This is a genomic window from Desulfomarina profundi, assembly GCF_019703855.1.
Lineage (GTDB): Bacteria > Desulfobacterota > Desulfobulbia > Desulfobulbales > Desulfocapsaceae > Desulfomarina > Desulfomarina profundi.
The window spans coordinates 4,085,699-4,109,608 of the sequence record NZ_AP024086.1; the positions used below are offsets into that span (position 1 = coordinate 4,085,699).

The 23,910-nt window shown below is 47.5% G+C and carries 17 protein-coding genes; 16 read left to right on the forward strand and 1 reads right to left on the reverse strand.

The annotated features are described in order from the left end of the window. The first annotated feature begins 33 nt into the window (after window positions 1-33). From LO777_RS18825 to LO777_RS18905, 16 genes are all read left to right on the forward strand, one after another. A complete protein-coding gene (locus LO777_RS18825) occupies window positions 34-1,218 on the forward strand; it encodes an ATP-binding protein (protein WP_228855360.1) in 1,185 nt (394 codons plus the stop codon). Between the two features lie 22 nt (window positions 1,219-1,240). After that, window positions 1,241-2,788 (forward strand): class I SAM-dependent methyltransferase, encoded by a 1,548-nt coding sequence (locus tag LO777_RS18830; RefSeq protein ID WP_228855361.1) that lies wholly within the window; start codon window positions 1,241-1,243, stop codon window positions 2,786-2,788. Between the two features lie 239 nt (window positions 2,789-3,027). After that, window positions 3,028-4,071, forward strand: coding sequence for a tetratricopeptide repeat protein (locus LO777_RS18835; RefSeq protein ID WP_228855362.1), 1,044 nt, complete (start codon window positions 3,028-3,030; stop codon window positions 4,069-4,071). Between the two features lie 40 nt (window positions 4,072-4,111). Further along, on the forward strand, window positions 4,112-4,672 hold the full coding sequence (locus LO777_RS18840; protein WP_228855363.1) for an RNA polymerase sigma factor: 561 nt from the start codon (window positions 4,112-4,114) through the stop codon (window positions 4,670-4,672). Next, window positions 4,662-5,792, forward strand: a complete 1,131-nt coding sequence (locus tag LO777_RS18845; RefSeq protein WP_228855364.1) for a tetratricopeptide repeat protein — start codon at window positions 4,662-4,664, stop codon at window positions 5,790-5,792. Before LO777_RS18840 ends, LO777_RS18845 begins: the two co-directional genes overlap by 11 nt. After that, entirely contained in the window at window positions 5,789-6,619 is an 831-nt protein-coding gene (locus LO777_RS18850) for a hypothetical protein (protein ID WP_228855365.1), read from the forward strand. Before LO777_RS18845 ends, LO777_RS18850 begins: the two co-directional genes overlap by 4 nt. 256 nt (window positions 6,620-6,875) lie before the next feature. Then, window positions 6,876-7,322 carry an LEPR-XLL domain-containing protein gene (locus LO777_RS18855; RefSeq protein ID WP_228855366.1) on the forward strand — a complete coding sequence of 149 codons (447 nt, stop codon included), beginning with the start codon at window positions 6,876-6,878 and terminating at the stop codon, window positions 7,320-7,322. Next, window positions 7,322-14,116 carry an SdrD B-like domain-containing protein gene (locus LO777_RS18860; protein ID WP_228855367.1) on the forward strand — a complete coding sequence of 2,265 codons (6,795 nt, stop codon included), beginning with the start codon at window positions 7,322-7,324 and terminating at the stop codon, window positions 14,114-14,116. Before LO777_RS18855 ends, LO777_RS18860 begins: the two co-directional genes overlap by 1 nt. Before the next feature lie 29 nt (window positions 14,117-14,145). After that, complete coding sequence (locus LO777_RS18865) at window positions 14,146-14,478, forward strand: hypothetical protein (RefSeq protein ID WP_228855368.1); 333 nt, start codon at window positions 14,146-14,148, stop codon at window positions 14,476-14,478. 29 nt (window positions 14,479-14,507) lie between these two features. Then, entirely contained in the window at window positions 14,508-16,886 is a 2,379-nt protein-coding gene (locus tag LO777_RS20815; protein WP_329955626.1) for a TolC family protein, read from the forward strand. After that, window positions 16,883-17,131: an HlyD family efflux transporter periplasmic adaptor subunit gene (locus LO777_RS18880; protein ID WP_228855369.1), complete on the forward strand. Its 249-nt coding sequence runs from the start codon at window positions 16,883-16,885 to the stop codon at window positions 17,129-17,131. The genes LO777_RS20815 and LO777_RS18880 overlap by 4 nt, the downstream gene beginning before the upstream one ends. A gap of 4 nt (window positions 17,132-17,135) precedes the next feature. Next, a complete protein-coding gene (locus LO777_RS18885; RefSeq protein WP_228855370.1) occupies window positions 17,136-17,411 on the forward strand; it encodes a hypothetical protein in 276 nt (91 codons plus the stop codon). Window positions 17,412-17,426: 15 nt separating this feature from the next. After that, window positions 17,427-19,256, forward strand: a complete 1,830-nt coding sequence (locus tag LO777_RS18890; RefSeq protein ID WP_228855371.1) for an efflux RND transporter periplasmic adaptor subunit — start codon at window positions 17,427-17,429, stop codon at window positions 19,254-19,256. A 5-nt stretch (window positions 19,257-19,261) separates the two neighbouring features. Then, window positions 19,262-21,028, forward strand: a complete 1,767-nt coding sequence (locus LO777_RS18895; RefSeq protein WP_228855372.1) for a site-2 protease family protein — start codon at window positions 19,262-19,264, stop codon at window positions 21,026-21,028. A gap of 41 nt (window positions 21,029-21,069) precedes the next feature. Beyond that, complete coding sequence (locus LO777_RS18900) at window positions 21,070-21,399, forward strand: hypothetical protein (RefSeq protein WP_228855373.1); 330 nt, start codon at window positions 21,070-21,072, stop codon at window positions 21,397-21,399. Then, entirely contained in the window at window positions 21,396-22,268 is an 873-nt protein-coding gene (locus LO777_RS18905) for a DMT family transporter (RefSeq protein WP_228855374.1), read from the forward strand. The genes LO777_RS18900 and LO777_RS18905 overlap by 4 nt, the downstream gene beginning before the upstream one ends. Window positions 22,269-22,779: 511 nt before the next feature. Here LO777_RS18905 and LO777_RS18910 read toward each other — a convergent pair. Continuing rightward, window positions 22,780-23,835 carry an IS110 family RNA-guided transposase gene (locus LO777_RS18910; RefSeq protein WP_228855375.1) on the reverse strand — a complete coding sequence of 352 codons (1,056 nt, stop codon included), beginning with the start codon at window positions 23,833-23,835 and terminating at the stop codon, window positions 22,780-22,782. Window positions 23,836-23,910: the final 75 nt, after the last annotated feature.

The following is a 23,910-nucleotide window of genomic DNA, read 5'->3' on the forward strand; positions in this document are numbered from 1 at the left end:
TATTGATCCTGTGACCAGTTAAGGAAAATAGTTATGGGGCATCACCTGGACAGGAAGGATTCCATAGTACCGCTTATTGACAGGCTCAATAAGTATCCCATCGGTCTTGCCGACAATGAGACCCTGCGCCGTATTCTTGCTATTCTTTTTTCGGAGGATGAAGCCTATATCGCCTCAAGATTTCCTCTGGAAGAGGCAACCCTGCCGGAACTGGTCCGGGCAACGGGCTGGGAAAGCGAAAGACTTGCCGCCAAACTTGATGAGATGGCGGACAAGGGGCTGGTCATGGATGTGACCTATGGCGGTAAAACCTATTTCCTGCTGATGCCTGGGCTGATCGGCTTTTTCGAGTTTACTTTTATGAAACAACGGCAGGATCTGCCGGTGGAAGAACTGGCCCGGCTGATGCACGAATATCTTTTCGGCGATCCCGATCAGGAGATGGGGCGTGAGTTTTTCGGCAGCAAGACTCCCCTGACACGGTCGCTTGCCTATGAGGAACATATTCCTGTCAGTTCCACAATTGCCACCTACGAGAGTGCCAGGGAAATAATCAGGAATGCCTCTTTTGGTGCCATTGGTACCTGTTACTGCCGCCATAAGAAAGAACATGTCAATGAAACATGTGAGAAAAATGCGCCGGTACATGAGATCTGTATTTCCCTGGGGACTGCCGCAAAATTCATGGTGAGGCGTGGTTTTGCTGAGAAGAGGAGCAGGGAGGAGTTGCTGGAAATTCTCGCCCGGGCACGAGATCTTCACCTTACTCATATTACAGACAATATACGGCATAAACCGTCTTTTATCTGTAACTGCTGTTCCTGCTGCTGTGAACTCCTTGGTGGAGTGATCAACGGTTTTCCCATGGGTGTGGCTAAGACCGGTTTTACCTTGCGGATCGATGAATCCGGTTGTATAGGTTGTGGACTCTGTAAAAAGGCGTGTAATATAACAGCGCTGGAGCTGGTGGAGTCCAGGGACGATGCCGGAAAAATAAAAAAAAGGATGACGGTCAACAGTGATCACTGCCTTGGATGTGGTGCCTGTATCGGTGTCTGTCCGACGGGTTCGCTTACTCTCGTGCGGGTGGAGCGTATGCCGATTCCTGAGAAGAAAAGGGATCTCTTTAAAAAGATCCTCAAAGAGAAAAAACGTCTTACCCCCTTTGTGGTCAGTGGTGTGAAGAAAAAGGTCCGCCGTCTTTTTTCATCGGGGTGAGAGCAGGTCGAGACTTGAATTCGTGAGCCACCCCATTGTATATGAGGATAATGACTGGCTGGTTGTGGAAAAGCCAACCGGAATCAGTACCCACGGTAACAGGAAAGGGGATACCGGCCTTGCGGAATGGCTGGCGCTTCACCTGGACAGGAAACTCCATATCTGTTCCCGACTCGACAAGGGAACCAGCGGTCTGCTGCTGTTTGCCCGCCATCCTGCGGCGGCGGGGCTGGCACAGCGTATACATGACGGGGCTCAGTCGGAAAAAAAGTATTTTTTTCTCAGTCGCACCAGGTATTCGGCAGAAAGAAGCTGGGAGGTTGATACACCGCTGGATGGTAAAAAATGTCTGACACGGTTTCGTCTGCTTGAGGACAATAACGGCTTTTTCCTCTATGAGGCCAGGATCGAGAGGGGGCGAACCCACCAGATCCGCCGTCATGCTGCACTGTGCGGAATTGCTGTTCACGGTGATGATCTGTATGGCTCTTCTTCTTTTTCCAGGCTCTGTCTCCACTGCGGTGAGCTCAAGTGGCCCGGTATCGGAAAAGTCCTGTTTTCTTCCCTGCCTGATTCTTTTGAATTCCTTCTGTCCGGAAAAAATAAAGGTCCTGTCCTTGAAGGAGCGGTTGCCTGGGAGCGTCGTTTGGCATGGCCTTCTCTAGCCTGTGACTGTTTCAGACTGGTTCACCGGGATGAAATAACCCTGCCCGTGTCCATTGATTTTTATAATTCTTTTCTGTCGGTTACTGCCTATGGTGACGATGGGGAAAATCATCGTCTGAGAAAACGACTGCAACCATTGCTTGGTTATCTCTCAAAGAAGATTCGCGTAGCAGGTGGAGTGCTCCGCTACCATGTGAAAAATCCTCATAGGAATAAACTGATCCATAAGTGCGAGTCCTGGGGAAATGTGCCTGAAGAGGGGTTTACTGTCCGGGAGCATGATCTGGTCTACGGAATTACGCTCAACGGGTTAAATCATACGGGGCTTTTCCTGGACCAGCGGGATTCCCGCAGGCGTGTAGGGGCTGTTGCCCGAAACCGACGGGTCGCCAATCTTTTTGCTTTTACCTGTTCCTTTTCAGCCGTGGCCGTGGCAGCGGAAGCAGAGGTCGTTTTTTCCATTGATCTTGCCGGTTCTGCGCTGACCAGGGGGAAAGATAATTTTGCCCTGAATTCCCTGGAAAAAAATGGTCGCGGCAAGTTTATCCGTGAGGATGTGATGAAATGGCTGGCTCGGCAGGAACGGAAACTTCTTGAGAATCAAAATAGTTTTGTGCCATGGGATCTGATTATATGTGATCCCCCGGTTTTTGCATCAGCCGGTCGGGGCCGTGATTTTCATGTGGAAAAACAGTGGTCGGAACTTGTCCGGCAGGTTCGTCTGCTGCTTTCTGATCGAGGTATTGCCCTGTTCGCGAATAATCATCGATCTGGAAGCGCAGTCTATTACAGGACAGAGCTTGAAAAACATTTCAATACTGTTATCCACCAGAGCCCCCCGTTGGATTTTCCTCTATTACCCGGACATCCTGAACACGTGCGTATCTACTGGTGCGAGGTGTAAATTTTTTTCGATTACTGAACTCGAACAATAAATCTCATTTCTGGACAGACACTGGTTAGAATATTTTTTAAAAAATTCTCAGTGTCTTTTTTCATTTTCATTCGTACATGGTAACAGAGGCTGTCTGTTTTATGAGAGCCATCCTGTTTTCTGATTACCTGTTATACTGAGTCATTGGGGGTGTAACAATTTTACCAGGCTGAACTTTGTACGTTACCTGGACATTGTTTGGAGGACTGATGAGCCACGCAAAAATCGTTGTACTTATAATGCTATTGATAACACTTTCCGGCTGTACGATCGGCAGGACAGTGAGGGGAGACTTTTTTGGCCGCTATTATTTGGAAACGGGAGAGTACAACCGGGGGGAAGACCTGTTTCGTCGGGCGGTTTCAGCTGATCCGGATGACGGAAAAGCCAACTTTTACCTGGGACGTTTCCTGCTGGCTGAAAAAAAGGCCAGGGCAGCCATGCCCTATCTGAAAAAAGCAGTTTCCTCCAGGAGTGATAACCCGGATTATCATTTCTGGTATGGATTGGCCTGGGGTGAACTGGGTAAACTGCAAAAAGAACGGGAAAGCTACCTGAGGGCACTGCAATATAAAAAGAACCATCTCCAGGCACTGCTCTACCTTGGACATAATCTGTTCAGAGACAGGCAATATGATAGAGCCCTGAAAAGATATCTGGAGACACTCGCTATCTGGCCGAAATGTCGCACGGCCCTTTATAACCGCGCTTTGATTGCTCGTATTTTGAAAAGAACATCCGAAGAGAAAAAGGGCTGGCTGGCCTATCTCAGGGTCTATCCATCCGGTTCACTTGCCATCAGGGCTGCTGATTATCTTAATGGCCTGGGAGATTTTTCATTCCAGAATCACAGGCTTGGGGCACGTGCAATAACCCTTGGAGAGATTGAGTTCAATGTTTCCGGCAGTACACTGGAGTCCATGAGCCTGCCTTCTCTTGATGTTGTTGGTGCAACCGCCGTCGGGATACCGAACGGTAAGCTACAGGTCATTGTCTACCAGAAAAATAATAAAAAACTGGCCAGGGCCCGGGCCCTGGCTGTTCGCACCTCTCTCTATGAAAGATTTCCAGGGCTGAAAAAAAGAGGGGTTGGTGTCAGCTGGTTCGGTTCCGATCGGATTGTAAAGATTGGTGGGAGAACAATCCGGAACCATGGGACTGTCCGATTTTTCATGACTGATGAAAGAAGGATTTTGAGAGCAGAAAAAATAAAAACTGTGACCGGTTTACAGCCCGGACGTATAAGAGAATAGAGAGGGAGAAACTGAAAATGGTACTACCTGGATCCAGGCAATGAATAGTGAGAACGACCAGGAACTTGTAAAGAGAATCCTTGATGGAGAAACCCATGTTTTCAGCATTCTTGTCAGGCGATATGAAAGACCGGTCTACAACATGATGTTCAGGTACTGCCGCGATCGGCAGGAGGCAGCAGACCTGACCCAGGATGTCTTTTTGCGTACTTATGAACGGCTGGACAGTTTTGATCGGAGAAGAAAATTTTTTTCATGGCTTTACACCCTTGCAATCAACAGGGCAAGAGACTGGCATCGCAGGAGCAGAAGAATACGCAGTGGGCTCAATGAACTGCAGTGGAGTATCCCGGATGTTGAAAACAGCTCGCGTCAGGAAAAGAAATTCCTTGAGAAAGAGGAGGCAGCGGCACTCTACAGTGCTCTTGAAACACTACCTGATGAAACGCGGGAACTGGTTTTGATGCGCTATCAATATGACCTGTCAATTCGTGAACTTTCCACGATTTTCGGGTTGTCGGAAAGTGCTGTAAAGATGAGAATTGCCAGAGCGTTGCAGAAATTGAGAGGAGAATTTGCGGAGGAAAGAAATGAAGTATGAACAGCAGGCCCAACTTGAAGAGGCATTAAGAAATCTGCCGGAACAGCTTCCCCCGGAAGACCTGCATGACAGAATTATGGACAAACTGATTGAGGAAAAAGGAAAATCCTGGTTTGCCGGAATTATTGAAAGCAGTGCGGCTTTGTTTAAAGTTTCTTTTTCTCCTCTTTCTGCGGCTCTTGTCGGGATCTGCCTTATTCTTGCATTCTATGGTGGTTTTAAAATCGGTCAAACGGATGGGAATGTAAAAAGTGCCAATGTCCGACTATTACCCGTTCCAGCGAAAATGAACAGTGAAGCCTATCTCTATCTTGCCAGGAGTCTTCTTGCTGCCGGGGAACCTCAGAAAGCCCTTGGCGCCCTCCGGCGTGCCGGTGTCATGCGTTCAACACCTGAATACAGATATTGGCAGGGGATGGTGTATTACGCCCTGGGGAATCTTGAGAAGGAGCGGGAAAGCTATCAGCAGCTTCTCCAGCAAAGGCCAGATTATCTGCCTGCCAGATTGAATCTTGCCCATAATTATCTTGAGAACCGGCAACTGGAAAAGGCGGAAGAACTGTATGCGCAGGTTCTGCGTATTGATCCCCGGCAGGAGAGAGCACGTTATAATCATGCCTTTGTGCTTCACCTGCAGGGCAGGGTGGATGAGGAGATCAGGGCCTGGAAAGATTTCCTGTTTCATTTCAGAAAAGGCAGCCTGGCGCTTCAGGCCGTGCGCCATCTACATGAGCGGGGTGATTATACGTGGCGTGTTTACAGAATTGGATACAGGGCGGTTATTCTCAACCAGGAGAACCTGCTGGGTGAAGATATGGCGAAAAAAGAGAGGGAAATTGACTATCTTTTTCGTCAGCTTGGTGGTCAATCCCTTGCCGAACTGAATATCGTAGTTTTCTTCCGGGGTGATGATGCACAGGCAAAAAAGATCTCTCTGGATATCAAGACAATGCTCACTGCCCGGTTATCCACAGGAAACGGGAAAGAGATTGTCAGAGGAAGCTGGTTCGGAGAGCCTGAAGTGGTGAAAAAAGGGGATGGTTCAACACTTCAACTGCCAAAAGGAATATTGATCTTTGGAGTTTTGCAACATCAGGAAAAAAGGGAGGAAAGAGTATGATGCGGAGAAAAAAAGGGTCTGTTGCTTTGGTAATTGTTTTGTTTCTCCTGCTGGGGTCTTCTGGTTTATGTCTCGGTGGCAGCACGGCACCTGAGGTTTCCGGGGAGGATGTTGAACCCGCTTTTACCAGTATTGCGGAAGTTGAGCATGCAGCCGCTCTGGCTGAGCAGACAGCTCTTGATAATGAAGATTTACAGGACGCACTTGCCGCTGTTGAAAATGCTGAAACAACGCTGGAGGAAGCTGTGCTTTCAGGAGATCCGGCTGCTGTGAGTGCGGCTGAAGCTGAATTGACAGAAGCAAAGGATTTGTATGCCGAAACGTTATCTGAAGTTACCGGGGTAGCACATGAAAATATCCTCTCAATGAGAGATGCCGGTATGGGATGGGGTGAAATAGCCCATGAGCTTGGTGTTGCTCCAGGATTACTGGGTCTGGGAAGGACCCGTGGCAGGCAGAAGCACACTGCAGAGTCCGGAGAGCATGAGTTGGCTGTTGCGGAAATTGAGGCGAAGGAAATTGCCGAGGTTACCAGAAGAGATGTTGCGTCCGGCTGGTCGGTAATGCCCCATTCGGAAGGTTCGGGGATGGCGGAACACCCCGGTCACAGCATGTCCGGACAAGATAAGGGGTCCCACGAGAGTGGCATGGCTTCGGCCGGAGGACTGGAAGGCAGCCATGGAAGCTCCGGGAAAAGTCATGATACAGCAGGTCCGGATATGGGCAGCGGTCATGAATCCAGCTCCTCCGGCAACTCGGATAGGGGCCATGAATCTTCAAATGATCATGGTTCGAAAGGACACGGATCTTCTGGAGGACATTCATAATAAAAATTGATTTCCCATGAAACTCAACGGCGTGATACAGGCCTGCTGTTTCACGCCTGGTAATACTCTTCACCGGGTGTTTTTCATCCTTCACGAAATTTTAAAAGCAGTTCTTTTCACATCTTCCTTCCAAAAACTTACCGTATCTTTGCTTGCCGTAACCTGTCAATATTGTAATTTATTATAGGGGCATAGGAATAGATCCTATTGTCTTCAGCACTTCTTTCTTACAAATTGACCGGCGGGATACCGAGTTATGGAACAGAAACGTAAAAAAAATTTGCTTCTGGAACAGCTGGAAGAGAGGATTTTCCTGGATGCCAATCCCATGGCCGCTGTTGTTGACCCAGTTGATCCTGTCGACCATCTGATTGATCCAGTGATTGAGCCGGTCTCGGGAATGGCGACTTCTCCAGGGCAGCAGGAAGACATTTCTGCTGCAGAACCGCATGAAAAAATCGATCCTGGTGAGCAGGTTGAAACAGTGGTCGCTGTGGAGTATCAGCAAACAGCTGCTGCAAATGAACCGCAGGAAAATAATGGACAGGAAACTGCACATTCCGGTGCAAAGGGAGAGGTGTCGCAGGGAGAAGCACCTGGAGAATCCGAGGGGATCAATAGCATTGATTTGGAAAATACCACCTCCACGACTGTTTCGGGGAAAATCATATTCAGGAGCAGAGCGGCACCGAAGGTCCGGTGATGAATGTTGTGGTGGATCAGGATGCAGTGGATCCGATGATTGGTGAGGATTTTACTTTCACTGTATCATTTGATAACACTGCAGGAGAAGATGTTTTTGGTCCATATATCGACGTATTGCTTGATGGTGGACAGGATGGAAACGATGCGGTGACAGACGATGGCATTTCTTTTCAGGGTGCCACGTACTCCACAGCAACTGTTGAGTCTTCAGTTATTACTGTAACCCAGACCGATGTCGGAAATGGATTAATCCACCCGTGGGCAAAAGACAGTAACGGTGATGCGCTTGTTATTCATTCCGTTAATGGTCAGTCTATCAGGGAGGGGGATCAATTTGTCAGTTTGCGTTTGCCTTTTGGTTCGTTTACAACCGATCAGCCTTCTATTGACGTGGAAATAACTGCTCATATGGGGGTGAATGCCGATGTCGATGTTGATCTGGATGTCAATGTTTCTACAGGAGCTTTGTATGGCAAAGACCCACTTGATAATCCCCAGAAACCGGATCCGACTCTGACTGGTATTGAAACTTCTTCTCTTTCATTTAAACCGGAGGTTATACAGTACAGAAAAGATATTGAGGTGACAAATGTCGGGGCAGATTGTCAGCAAGCACATGATCCCGACTATGATGATACCAGGCAATGGGCTGATAATTCAGCAAGACTGTTTGAAAAAAACCATCAGGAAATACCAACCGGACCGAATTTTCCAGCAACATATGTGGCAACAATCGATGTTGCTAATGGTCAGACCGTCACCGGGCTCACGCTGACTGAGCATCTTCCCGATAATATAGTCTATACGGGAATTGCCTCTGTTGAGGTTGGAGGTGTGGCCGCGGGATACAGTACGACCTTAAACGGAAATGATCTGATCATAACCCTGGACAATGACGTTGCCGGGACAGCTGGAACAGACGATGTTGTCATAAAATATAATTTTTATATACCAGAACAGACCACGGGAGGCGCTGCGGTAATTGATCCCTTATCTGGGGATCTGACTCATATAACAAATAACGGTGCGGTTGGATATAATTGGGATCCAGCAGCAGGGGGACAGGGAGACCCCAATGATACTGCAGTTGTGGGTGGTACCGTAAATCCTGAAGTGAATGCAGAGGGACATTTTTCCTCCAACCCTGATATTGATGATATTTCTCATGCCCAGTCCATAGCTCTTCAAAAAGATCACAGTCCGTCGCAGGCGGACTATGCACCAGGGGATACGCTTGACTACACGCTTGATTTCCAGCTTTCCGATTATTTCTCATTTGGTGACCATGATCCAGCAGATACCAGTTACGCCTTTCGTATTGATGATGTCGTGGCTGATGGTCTGGCCATGCATGAGGATGGCAGTGGTAATTTTACAGCGACCATAGATATCTGGGAAAACGGCAACACATATTCTGAAATTCTTACGGCAACAGGGAGTGCCGGAGATAAAATGTGGTTCACAACAGGGACGACTGATGACCCCAGTGATGTTGTCATTCACTATAATCTACAGAAAATTCTTGCGGGTATGGGGCTGGCCGGTGGTATTCTTAACGGAGACCTGGTTGATGGAGTTCAGCAGGAAGCAACCCATGGTCGTATAAGTTATCAGGCTGATATTGAGCAACATTACGAAACTGAAGATGCGAGTGATACTGATGTCGATCAGGGGGATATTATTGATGGCGGTGCCACTATAACCGGTGAAGTGTATGACAATGCGAACGCTGCCTTTACTGGCCAGAGTGAAGAAGATCAGTCCTGTGACAGCCTCAGCATTTCTACCGGAGCGGTGAGTAAGGATATTTATTCTGTTCTGCACGGTGGCGCTTATGATTACAGCCCGGGTGGTAGTACCCATATTTCTCCTGGTGATACGGTAACCTATCTTCTTCGTTACAGCATGCCTCTGTCAAGTATTGAGGATTTTGAGTTGACTGATTACCTGCCACTTCCCATTTTTGATATTGATGCAAGCGGATGGAGTTTTAACAATACCGTGTACGATGGTACAAACGGTGCTCCAGGTGTCGGGGAATGGGCATATACTGACAACGATACCTTTCATTCACTTACCGGTGTACCCGATCCCACCGTGGCGGTCAATGGAGCTCAGAATTCCATAAGCTTTGACTGGACGTCCTATCACAACCAGAGTGGTGCTGCAGACAATAACTCCGTTATAGAAATAGTCTTTTCTGTTGCAACCTCTGATAAACCGTTTGCCAACGGGCTTTCCCTGACCAACCAGGTACAGGCAACTGAGCAGGGAACACCCCTTGAAGACCACACGACTGACGCAATAATCCAGGTGGTTCTTGATGAACCGGATCTGACTATTGCTAAAACTGCTGTCCCTGTGTCAGGAGTCGATGCCGGTGATCCGGTTACCTTTACGGTTCAGGTTGACAATACAGGGGCTTCCGCTGCCTTTGATACAATAATAAAAGACACTCTGCCCTCCGGTTTTGATCAGAATACAACCTCGTTTACCGTGGAAAGGGATGGGACAGCGCTGGTGGCGGGGACTGATTTCAATTGGGTCGGGGGTGGTCTTGACAGCGATATGGCAACAACTGCAGATAATTTCTTTGCCGATCCCGGCGCGGATGGAATCTATGGTACCGCAGATGATGGGAGCAATGGAGGTATAGAGCTTATAGATGTTGGTGGAACAGGCGCACTTGGTGTGGGGCAGTCCCTGGTGATAACCTACACCCTGGTAGCCTCGGATACAGTTCAGCCTGGTCAAACAATGACCAATACAGCAACAATCACTAATTTTGCAGGTGCCGAAGGGGCCGATGATCATACCAGCGAGGATCTTTCGGATACGGCGATGGTTACGACAACCGAGCCTTTGGTCGTAAAGGCGGTAACCGGTACCGGTGAAACGTCTACACAGGGGAACAATGTTGTTATCGGTGAAACTGTTGAATACAGTGTCACTATAACTCTGCCGGAAGGCGAGTCACATGACTTTCAACTGGAGGACTATCTGGATAATGGGCTGGCCCTTGTTTCCATTGATTCCATAACGAATCCTGATGGTAATCTTGTCAGCAGTTATGGCAGTTGGGATTCCATCAGAACCTCTCATGCCAGTGTAACAAACAGTGGTACACGGTTTTCCCTGGATTTCGGCAATATTACTAATAGCGATCGTGACAATGGTTCTAATGAGCAAATCGTTATCACCTACACCGCAGTTGTTTTGAATGTATCTGGAAATCAACAGGATACACACCTCGATAACAGGGCCAGGGTAAGCTGGGATGATCCTGATAACACCGGGAGTACTGCTCGGACAAGTTGGGTGGATTCACCCGATGTAATTGTGCAGGAGCCGGATCTGCAGATTGTAAAAGAAGTTTGGGATCCATCGTCGGGGAGTTGGGTTGATGCTGACGATGTAGCCAGTTCAGTGCATTATGATCAGGGTGACAGCATTGACTATCGCTTTACTGTGGAGCACAGTGGATCAAGCCATGAAGATGCTTTTGATGCGGTTTTTTCAGATACTCTTCCTGCCGATATCGACTGGTCTGGCGCGAGTGTCACCATTGTTTCAGATAGTGCAGGTTTAAATGGCAGTACTGTTTCCCTGGCCGGTAATACTCTTTCGGCAGCCTGGGATGATATTCTCTCGGGGGAAACGACGGTTTTCACTGTAACCGGCGGTCTGCTGCAGACAGCTTCAGCCGGGCAGGTTATTACAAATACAGGAAACCTGACCTGGGAGAGTGTTGATTCTAATCGTCTGCCGGGCAATCCAATTTCACAATATAATACCAATTCTTTTGAGCGGACCGGAGATCCGAATGATCCCGGTGGTTCTGCCAATGATTACAGCGATTCGGATGCTGCTGTAATTAATGTTACCGGATCGATAGATAAGATTGACCCGTCTCCTTCTTCTTATACTATTGGCGATACTGTTTCCTATACAATTAACGTGACAGTTCCTGACGGAACAACAGGAGATCTCATTGTCAAAGATACGTTGCCGGTTGGCCTGAGTTACATCAGTGGCAGCGGCGTGGTTGTTGCAGGGACATTTGATGGTACTCTTGATACAACGCCGACGATCACACAGTCGGGTAACGATCTTCTTTTTGGCTTCGGTGATGTAAATGCAACGGATACCGGAGCCAATGACAATACTTTTACCATCACTTTTGATGCACTGGTGACAAATATTGCAGCCAACAGCTCCGGCAGCTCGCTCACTAACCAGGTATCCATGAGTTTTACAGATCCGGCAAATCCGGCCGGGTCTTCACTGACCATTGAAGATCCTACCGATCCCACAGTACATGTAACGGAACCCCGGATAACAACCACAAAACAGGTAGAAGACGTGGATGGTGGGGCAGGAGATAGTCAAGCCGATAATCTCCAGGATGTCATGCGCTATACCGCACGTTTCACCAATACCGGAACCTCCACTGCCTACGAGGTTTCGGCTCTGGATACCCTGCCTCCGGGATTGGGTAATTTAACGCTGGAAAGTGCAGTGTATCATAACACCGGTGCCGGAACGGACACGGATATATCTGCTTCGACCAGTGGTGTGGATAATGGTAATGATACCATCAGTTTTGCAAGTACTGACGGAGATTCCTGGGATGTGGCTGTCGGTGATTATATTGAGGTAAAGTATACGGTCGAGGTGCTGGGTGCATGGTTCGTCAGTGGTAATCACACCAACAGTATTGATGCTGACTGGTCCAGCAGGGACGGCACCGATCCCGCTGAAAGAATATATGATGATACAGCGGCTCGTAATCCGGGACTGTCTCAGGATGGTACGCAGGATACGGCAACGGCAACGTTCACTGTACCCAGAGGCGATGCCAATCTGGGGGATCGTGTCTGGTTTGATGCCGATGCAGACAGGTCGCAGGATGTGGGAGAGACAGGTATCGGTGGGGTTCATGTAATTACTACGGTGGATGTTGGTGGTACGCTTTACACGGCTACGGCCATAACAGATGTAAACGGAGAGTATAATTTTACTCATCTACAGGGTGCACCCTATACGGTTACTGTGGACTCTTCCACTCTCCCGGCAGGAATGGTTCAGACATTTGATTACGAGTGGAACAGTCCGGTTGGAGATGGTCTGAATCATACAGCACAGTATACTCTGGCCAATAATGAAACTTTTACCGGAGTTGATTTCGGTTATACCGGGATCGGGTCCATTGGTGATTTTGTCTGGTACGATACCAATCAGGATGGTGTTCAGAATGAAAGCGGAATGGGGATTAACGGTGCATCTGTAACCCTTCGTGGGGATTTGGATGGAGACGGCATATATGAATACAGTGCCACGACAACGACGGCAGACGACAGTTCGGGGAATCCTGGATATTATATCTTTGAACACCTGCCGTTTGTGAATTACACGGTTACAGTGGACAGTATGCCCAATAACCTGACCCATGAAACATACGATCTTGATGGTACCGGTACACTGGATACAACTGTCGTTTCAGAGGCGGCAATTGCCGCAGTGACAGATGTGACCAATGCGGATTTCGGCTATGTGGGCACAGGCTCCATCGGTAACAGAATATGGGAAGATACCAATGCGGACGGCGTTCAGGATGGCGGAGAGCCAGGCCTTGGTGGCGTTACAGTCACCCTTTCAGGTGTCGATCTCAACAATGATGGAACCTCGGACACCCTGACAACCGTGACGGCTGCGGACGGAAGCTATTCCTTTGCCGGCCTTCCACCCGGAGATTATACGGTTACGGTTGATTCGACCTCCATGTCCTCGGACTATATCCAGAGCGGGGATCCCGATGCGATAAAAGACAACAGTTCCAGTCATGTTCTGTCCTTGGGTGAGAACTACACGGAAATGAATTTTGGTTACACGAAAACAGGATCCATAGGTGACACAGTCTGGTTTGATGCGGACGGAAACGGTGTTCAGAATGGTAGCGAGCCGGGCTTTTCCGGAGTCAAAGTGACCCTGGTGGGGGATGTAGATCTTGACGGAACTCCGGATACCCTGACAACATACACGGATGCAGACGGGCATTACCTGTTTAATACACTCCCCGTGGGTAACTACTCGATAACGGTGGATACGGCCACTCTTCCTGGCGGCATCAGGCAGACTTTTGATAATGACGGTCTGGCGACAGCAGATACAACGTCAGTTACTCTTGGTTATGATGAGGACAATCAAATAACGGATTTCGGGTATACGGGAACGGGGTCAATCGGCGATCAGCTCTGGATTGACCAGAACCAGAACGGCAGGATGGATTCCGGGGAGTTACCACTTGCAGGGGTGAAAATATGTATCGGTATTGACCTGGATGGAGATGGAAGACCCGATTATACGGAGACAACCGTCACGAACGGAGCAGGCAACTATATTTTCGATAACCTGCCTGCAGGTGCTCATACGATCTGTGTTGATCCATCGACACTCCCCGCCGGTGTTCAGCAAGTATTTGATCCGGACGGCCGCCTGGATAACGGAACCACCGTTAATCTGAGAGCGGGAGAGCATAACAGAAGTACTGATTTTGGGTATATCAGTTCAACAGAGTTAAATAATTCGCTTCCGGGAGAGGGTGTAATTAGCACAGGGCTTCTTTCGGACCCGCTTCTGTTCTTTCAGGCGTCTGGGGGCAGAATGGGGAAACGTTCTTTCCCTTCCAGACAGAGCCTCTTGTCTGGCCCACACCGGTTCTACCGGTATCTCCGGTTTACAGCGGATATGCCGAGCCCGGGACAACTCTGTCACTCGTTTTATATGATATGAGTGGAAACCCGGTTGGATACCAGTCAGTTATGGCTGATACTGCCGGGAACTGGCTGGCAAGTTTTCCGGGAACAGTGCTCTTTGATATGCCTCACCACATGGAAATCACGCAGACCCGATCAACATATAATGCGAGCAGTGAAGGATTTTTTAATATGCGGACGTATTTCAGTCCCAATTATACCAGTATGGTGTTTTCAAGCGTGCACCTTGATGTGGAGGCGGTTTTTGCCTACATGCCAGAGAATGTATTGGAGTCGATGCACCGAAGTAATCTGTCCATTTCTGATGTGACCTGGAACAGTTCGGCTGAATATGAGACTCTTTCACCATCAACATTACCGGCAAATAATAGTCATTAATGAGATAAGTATCAAAGGAAAGGGTAAAGATGAGAATAAGAAAGGTTATTTGGGGAGCAGTTATTATTCTACTGACGTGTTCTACTGCTTCTTTAGCCGCTGAAAAACAACAGACTGATTTTGGCTTTGTGGTTAACTCGTCAGAAAAAGGGAACGAGGATTACAATACATTCAGGACAAAGATATTTAAGAGGTATTCCACTCTTATCAAGCAAATGCAACAGATGGAGGATAATTATTCCAGTATTTTCTCCCGCAAATCTGTCTCCGGTCTGGTTATTGACCCGGGCGCCATTCCAAAAGAATACAGCTCCTGGTGGCGATCAAGAGTAAACGGACAGATTAATAAGATGGTTCCTGAGGTTTCCATGGACATCACAGGCCTTTTTACCCGGGCTGTTAAATATTCATCACAGATTAAAGTGTTCAGCGACCTGCCCTTGATCCGGAAAACGGCTGTTCAGGAAGCTGAGGGTCCGTATGATTTCAGAATTTTTGCCGAGACAAGTCTGCGTGATATTAATGAACCGGTTGGAGATGACCTGAAAACCGGTGGGGAACTGCGCTATAAAGAGAATTCAAAGAATCTGGAATACGGAGTACGAAAGAAGTTTCTGTTTGGCACAGAGGTTGAACTCAAGCAGAATATCGGCGATATGGACACAAATTCCATCTATTTTCAGCCGAAAGATCAGGCAAGGACAGGAACCTCCCTGTCAATTACCCAGCCGCTGCTCAAGCGGTTTGGTATCAGCTATAATCGAGCCTATATAGACCTAGCAAACCTTGACAGTTCAATTGCCGGAGAAGAATTGAGACGCAATGTGGAGAGTCATCTCCTGGAAGTAGCCCGTGCCTACTGGAGTCTTTACCTGGAGCGGTCACTTCTTGTTCAGAAGGAACGGCTGGCCAGAAAAAGCAGAGAAATCTACGGCCAGATGAAAAGTCGAACAGCCGTGGATGTTCCGCCAAGTCTTTTGGCCAGGGCAAGATCCCAGGTCAATGCCCACGAACTCGGAGCCATGCAGGCGGAGTACGCAATGTTGAATGCCCAGTCCAGGATACGGGCCCTGGTCAATGATCCTGGTCTGCTCAATGCGAATGGCTTGGAAATTGTTACCAGTCAACTGCCATCCCATGAAAGATTTGATATCGATTTCCATAATACTCTGGACGCGGCACTTTCTTCTCGTCCCGAGATTGGCCAGGCGGTTAGACATATCCAATCTGCCTATCTTCTGCTGAACCAGTCCGAAAATGAGTTATGGCCGGATCTTGATCTGTTTTTCCAGATGTACACCAAGGGTATTGAAGGTGATTATCAGTATGGTGATGCATATTCCAACCAGTTTGACGAGGGAGAGCCTAGCTATGTTGCCGGCCTGCGACTCCAGTATTCACTGGGGAATAATGGTGCGGCTGCCAGAAATACCCGGAAGAAACTGGAGATTCGGCAGTTGTTGCATCAGTTGGATACTACGGTTCAGAATATACTGCTTGAGGTCCAGGTCTCACACCGTGAGGTTGAAAAAAACTATCGCTCCATGGTGCAGTCCTACCAGATGATGCTTGCCGACGATGAGGAGGTTAAGGCATTGTACGCACGCGTTGACTACCTGCTGGCAAATAATGACCCTTATGGTGACGTACTGTATCGTCTGATGGATGCATTGGAGCGGTTAACCAGATCGGAGGAACTGTTTACTAAAAGTGAGTTGACTTACAACTACTCTCTCTACAACCTGTACAGAGCAATGGGGTCCTGGTTAAAAAGAATGATATACGTATTGAAGAAGAAGGTTCGGACAGTGATGGATTGCCGGCAATTCTCGTTAAAAAACAGTAAGATAAACTGTCTTTTTGTTCTGTTTGTTATTTTTTCCCCACCTGGCGCCGTCACCGGTGTGGCTGGTCAGCAAGGGAGTGATGCCTTCCTGGAGCCAAATCATGTTGTTAATATCGCTTCTCCTTTTCGGGAACGGATCAATGTTATTCACGTCAAGGAGGGCGACAGGGTTAAAAAAGGTGAACTTCTTGTTGAATTGGACTCCCGTGTACTCAAAACAAAGCTTGACCTGGCAAAGGAGGTGGCATCTTTTCATGGTTTGGTTGACTCTGCCAAAGCCAGCGTCTCCATGCAGAAGAACAGGTTCATAATGTTACAGAAACTTGCGGAAACGGGCAATGCGCGGCCTCAGGAAATGATTAAGGCAAAAACCGACCTGAGCATGGCTGAGGCGCGGTTGAGAAGTGCCCGGGAAGAAAGGCGAACGAAAAAACTGGAGGTGCAGATAATCCGGGCCATGATAGAAGAAAAAAAACTGCGCAGTCCGGTGAATGGAGTTGTTGTCAAAGTATATAAACAGGAAGCGGAGCTGGCCGGTGGGGGGATCAGCCGAACCTGGTGAGTATTGCCCAGCTCCATCCATTGAAAGCCCGTTTTCATCTTGTTCCTCTACAGGTAGAACAGTTAAAGAGAGGCTCCAGTGTTGTTGTTGCAGTAAACTCTATCCAGATAACAGGTAAGGTTGATTCCATTTCGCCCATTGTTAATCCCCAGAGCGGTACAATGGAAGTGGTTGTAACCATCCCGAATGGTGATAACAGCCTGTTCAGTGGGACACTCGCTACTTTACTTTTAACGGAAAAATAAAAAAATGAAAAAACAAGTGGAAAACACAGGAAAAAGCAATGAGCAGGTAACAGTGAGATATAATGAGACATCATCTCTTTTTGCTTCCCAGTTTATTCTCAACACCAGTAGTGATGATGTTACAATTAGTTTCTCTTCCGGCCCCCTGGCGGATCCATCCGGAAATGGCACTATCCTGCCGGTTCATAGCCGGATTGCCATGACCCGGGATGGTGCGAAACGACTGTATGAAATACTTGGTTCTGTTCTGGCACAGAATAAGAGTGGTCCTGCAAATTAATCCGGACAGCCTGCATTGAGTGAGCATTCTTCATATAGCCATAGCAGCCGGAAAACGGCTGTTGTTCCTGATATACACAAGCTGTCTGAACAGTTTCTGTCATTGCCTGCAATTGCGGGGGATGAGCGGGGGCTGGTTGCCGAGTTTTTGCAACTTTCCATTGGCCTGATAAATGGGGCTGGAGGAATGTATCAGTCGGCTGCCCGGAAAAACCCGATTGAACCGGTTGAATTGTTTTCACGGCAGGCTCTTTCCTGGTCCCCTGAGCTTGGTCGGATCCTCAATGAAAACGGACAGGATGCCCTGGAGAACAGCAGGATTGTCTCCCGCGCACTTGAGGAGAATGGGGCTGTTTATCTTCTTTCATGTCCAGTTGGCAGCAGAGACAGGTACCGTGGTTGTCTTTCTTTTGTGATATTGCCTGGAAAGCAGCCGATAGAATCATTTCTTGCAGTTATTCAGCTGTTGGCGGTTATTCTCAGTTCTTTTCTTGATAAGCTGGAATCGATAACAGGGGTTGATGGCGAAAAGCTCCTGCAGTTGACAATCGCAGTTGCCGGTATTATCGGGCATCGTGGCCGCAAAGAGGCCTATCTGTATTTTAATGAACAGCTGCGCAGTTGGGCCGGGTGCGATATGGTAGCTGTCGGTTCTCTGAATGATTCAGGGCAGGTAGTACTGAAATCTTTATCTGATGTGACTTCTGTGGATTCACGCACAGAACGGTCACGTATCCTGATGAAGGGGTTGAGCGAGTGTGTAATTCATCAGCATGTCGATACCGATTCCGGTGAGGGTAATCCCGTTTTTCAGGAAATGCTGCATGTTTTTTCGCAAAAACATGCTTGTGGTCTGGCTCTTGTCAACGGAGAAGGAGTGCGGAGGGGGGCGGTTGTTTTTTTCTGGGACGGGAAAAAAAAGGATATGCGTTTTACTGACACGATCCGGGCCTCCGGCCAGATACTGGCTTCAGCTCTTTTGGCACTGGAGAACAGGAAAGGGATGAGTGGCGGCATAATAAGACTGAACCGGCTCAGGAGACTAAAAACTGGTGCCATGGTTGCTGTTATGGCGATTCTCCTTGGATTGTTCAGTCTCCTTCCCGTTCCCTTTCGAATACACGCGAACTGTTCCGTACTCCCTGTTTATAAGCGATTTGTGGTTGCCGGTTTTGATGGTATTTTAAAGCAGGCATTGGTGCAGCCCGGGGACAGGGTGCAACAGGGCCAGGTCATGGCAAAACTGGATGGTAGAGAAACGGCTCTTCTCAAGGGGTCACTTGAAGCAGAACGACAGAAAGCGCTGAAGACAAGGGATCATCATCTGGCAACAGGAGATACGGCTGCAACACAGATTGCCCAACTTGAAGTGCTTCGACTGGAGAAGCAGATTGATCTGTTGAGGGAAAGGGAACACCATCTTGTTCTCACGAGTCCCATCGATGGTATTGTTCTTGCCGGAGATATGATGAGAATACAGGGCAGTCCGGTCAATAAGGGAAAGGTTCTGTTTGAGGTCGCTCCTTTGAACAAAATGATTGTTGAATTGGGTGTGGCTGAGGAAAATATTGGCTATATCAGTCGGGGAATGTCGGTAAAGATCCGCTTTGAGGCGTTCAGGAATCAAGCCTGGCAGGGAGAGGTGCAACGGATCAAACCCGAAGCTGAAATCCGCAATAATCGAAATGTCTTTCTCGTAGAACTGGAATTTGATAATCTGGACGACAGGCTCCGACCAGGGATGAAGGGCAAAGCGAATGTCGAGGGTGGGAAAAAACCACTGGCATGGATTGTATTCAGAAAACCATGGTATACATTTCTTCAGCTCATTGATTCTCTCTGGTAAACGGTTTGGAAACAGAAAAATTACCTACTCTGCCCAGGTTGCGCAACGGACTTCGTTTCACCCCGATTATTGAAAAAGGAATATCCTGGTATATCCTCGAGGACCCTGTTCGAAACACTTATTATCGTATTGGAGTCGAAGAATATCTGTTTCTCAGTAACCTGAATTGTTCCCCGGATTTTGAAACACTCCTGCAGATGGTTGAAAAAAGGAGTGGCATACACCTGAGTTCTGAGCAGGGGCAGGCGATACTGCATTGGCTGATGGATCGGCAGTTATTGCAGGATGACAGCGGTCATCTGGCTTTTTCCCTTGAGCGTGAACAGGAATCCGCTCGTCTAAAAAGAATCAACAGGCTGAATCTGATATCCTTTAAAATACCTCTTTTGAATCCCGATCTGTTTCTTGATCGAGTTTACCCCCGGCTGTCCTGGCTGACTGGTCGAATGTTTTTTCTTTTATGGACAGTATTGGGCGTTTTGGGAATCGGGATCCTTATTGCCAGATGGTCTGAATTTACGGATCAGGTCATAGGTTTTTTTTCACCCGAAAAACTGCTGTTGATCTGGTTGATCTGGTTTTTCTTGAAACTGCTTCACGAACTTTTTCATGCTCTTGTCTGTCGTCGCTACGGTGGCCGGGTGTATGATTTTGGTATACTCTTTATTCTGTTTATCCCTCTGACTTATATTGACGCCACTTCTTCATGGAGTTTTTCTTCAAAGTGGCAGAGAATACATGTGGCTGTTGCAGGGATTTTTGCCGAACTCTGCATAGCCTGGATTGCTTTGTTGATATGGGGGGTGATTCCGGGGACGACAGCGGGACTTATTGCTCACAATACGGTGATGATTGCCGGGGTAAGCAGTCTGCTGTTTAATGCCAATCCCCTGATGCGTTTTGATGGGTATTATGTTTTGTCGGATGTGGTTTCGATTCCTAATCTGTATGGGCGGGGAATAGGTTTTATAAAAAATCTTGCCTCCTGGATTTTTTTTGGTGCCCGGAGAGAACCACTGCAGGAAAAAGGGTTATTAGGTGCCTTCATAAAACTCTATGGTGTGTCTGTCTATATCTGGAGAATTCTGGTTATCATCTCTCTTGGCTATATTGCATCCCGTATGGCGGGTGGTTTCGGTATATTTATTACATCAGGTGCTGTAATTATCTGGGTTGGAATGCCACTGGTATCACTTGTTAAACGATTGCAGAATCATAATAAACAGAATCCGGCTGTTCTTTATCGTTTTTTTGTCCGTCTGTTTATTGCTGCTGCCTGTCTTGGCTTTGGACTCCGGTACATCGGTTGGCAGGACCAGGTCAGGATTCCCGCTGTTGTTGAATACCGTCATCAGTATGATGTCAGGCCGACAGTGGATGGCTTTGTAGATGAAATGAAAGTAATGGATGGAGATCAGGTAGACAAGGGGCAGCTACTTGCAGTGCTGGAGAACCGAGAATTACGTTTTCGCTACGCATCACTGCAACTCAAACATAAAAAATTGGAAATGCAAGCGCGTCTTGCCCGGAGTCGGGGCAAGGTCAACGAGGTACAGATTCTTGAGGAACAGCTTCTTGTTCTGGACAGAGAGGTGGATGAACGGAAAAAAGATATTGATGGTCTGCAGGTTTACGCATCTGGAACCGGGACTGTTGCCGGTCTGGAGCCTGGTACGCTTCTTGGGACATATATTACCCGGGCAGAGAAATTATCCACGTTGTCAGCAAGGATCAGAAATATTTGGTGGCAAGTTGCTCCCAGGATGATATAGATCGAGTTCGTGCTCTTCTAGGCAAAGAGGTTTCTGTTGATATGAGAAAATCAGGATTTGGTCAATTTACTGCTGTGTTAGCAAAGGTTTCACCGACAGCGACAACGGATCTGGTTCATCCTGCGCTGGGCGCGGTTTTTGGAGGCCCTCTGGATGTCCGCCGCCGGGTCGTAGGCAACGGGGTGAAAAATCAGTACTACCGGTATGAACTTTTCGGGCCCAGGTTCAGGTTGGAAATCGCATTGCCAGAGGTGCTCAAGGATCGTCTCAGGGTCGGACAGTCTGCCCTGGTTCGCATCAGGGGCAACAGGGTAATGCTCTGGAAGAGAATTATTTCCCGGTTTGAGAACTGGTTGCGGAGTAAACAATGAAATACTATTTTTATGCGATAGGTGCGATATTCTGCTGGGCAAGTCTGCCCGTTGCCACCGGTTCCGGTCTTGATGAGTTCTCCACCGAAGAACTGATGTTTTACAGTTTTGCCAGTGCGACCGTCTTTCTGTATATCCAGGATATTCTCATTAATAGAAGTGCAAAGATTCATCTGCCCGGCTGGAGAGTATCTCTTATGGGTATTTGGGGGATATTTCTTTATCATTATGTCTATTATCAGGCTCTGGACCTTGTTCCTCTGGCTGAAGGTGCGATTCTGGCTACAACATGGTCGTTCTGGATTGTTGTTTTTTCTTCTTTTTTCATCTTCAGGCGGTTGAAATTATCGATATTGCTCATCGCTTTTGTCGGGTTATGCGGGGCTGGTATGGTTATTGCGGCGGGAAAGGAGTTGAGTTTTGATCTTGTCTATATGCAGGGTTACCTGCTTGCACTTTTATGCGGATTGATATGGTCGAGTTTTTCGGTTGGGTTGTCCCGAATGAAGAGAGAAACAAACCATGAGCCGATGACGGCTTTTACGCTTTATGCCGCCCTGCTGTCTGCAGTTCTTTTTATACTGACAATGCCCCATGAGGTGCCGTCTACAGCAGGGTTGTTTTCTGCAGTGTATCTGGGATGTGTTCCTCTGGGACTTTCGTTTTTCCTGTGGAACAGGGCAATGAACGGGGGGAACCTGATGGTAATCGGATTTCTATCCTATTTTACCCCTCCTCTGGCGGTGTTTCTTGTAGCAGTAATAAAAAAAGAAGCCGTTTCCGGGCAGGTTCTCCTGGGGATGGTACTGATTCTTGCCGCTTCAATTGTCGGCAAGCTGGTGCTCGACAGAAGTCAAAAGCAGGTGTAGTCCGGATGTTTTCATGAACATTGTGTAACCCACATTTCTTCCATGAGAAGGCTTGTCAAGATATAAGTTCGACGTGGCGAACCATTTTTTAAATAATCCCTGAAACGTCATGCTTCCATTCGCACTCATTTATGAACCTCTGCCAAAAAGTTCGGTGCATTGTAGGGTCCGTCCTGGAGCTGCCACCTCATCATCGGTCTTAAAAATTGTCATTGGCATATGACAGACCAGAGAAATTCACGCAGTCTTCCGGACGGGACGTTCTTTATTCAGGGCTTTATTTTCAAAATGACTTGAAAGTCTCCACTCATTTTACGTTGCTGATAAAAAGGGAAAATCATTTTTCCCTTTTCACAGTTACCGGTTGTACATAACGAACAAAACTGTCAAGGAGAATGTTCCTCTATAAATATACTCACCAAGTTCATTTTAAGTGTCACAGTATGTATTACCGGGTACTTACGGTTCCTGGGGAACATTGTCCTTGACAGGTGCAGTGAGACTATGTAACTCATGCTGCCTTTCTTCTTGATAAAACGTTACGTTTGTAAACCGGGTCATATATTTCTCCATATTTCCACAGACGATGTAGGAGTATTGCTAATTTCCTTCCCACTGCCACTACAGCTTTACGTCTTGCATTTTTCCCGCCTCTAGATGCCAGACGTAAACCAAAACGTTGCAGGTTACAGTCCTCTCCAAATGGGCCAAGAATATATTGCGCCGAATTTATCAATAGCTTTCGTAAAAACGGACTGCCAGCTTTGGTTATTCGAAGCTGTTTATCTGTCTCTCCAGATTGATCGCGACGAGGTGTCAGCCCGAGATATGGGCCAATCTGTCTGCTTTTTCCAAATCTACCAGGATCTTCAACCGTCAACACAAATGCCAGAGCTGTTATAGGACCGACTCCTTTCACTCGCCTGAGCAACTCTGTCTCAGGATACCGCTCACTGCTGATACTCTCGATTTCTTTATCCAAAGCTTTAATTTGTTCGTTAAGCTGTGCAATGAGTATCAGTACAGGTCCAAGGCCAAGCTGCAACTGTTGAGGAATATGGGATATAGCCTTTTTATGAAAACATTCTGTGCTACAACTTGGTAACCGCTCACCAAAGGATTTTACAATGCCACGAACATGATTAATCTGACTAGAGCGGGTTCTCACCAATAAATCTCTTGAGTGCAATAGTGCAAGATCCGCTTGTACCTGTTCACCTTTATGTTGTATCGGATAAAGCAAATTGGGATCGAATCGTGCTATCCTTGCAAGCATTTCAGCATCTCGCTGATCTGTCTTACAATCACTCTCCCATATTGCACGTAGTTTTCTTGGGTTCCCCACTAAAACATTACAGCCCATGGAGCTCAGGAGTCTACTCATCCATGGGGAATGAGTTCCCGCTTCAATAGCGACCGTAGTTCTTTTATATTTCCTAAAAAATTTTCTTATGGATTCTACATTGTTGTCTATAGATTTACTCAGCAGGATGGTACCTCTGTCACCCACAATACAAACAAAATTTGTTTTATCGCCTAAATCCATTCCAATTGTTATACTGTTCATGGCTGGTTCTCCTTTTTTTGCAGCATCATGACTGCGTTTTATAGTTGAGCATGTTCTATAACATAGCTCGGGAGA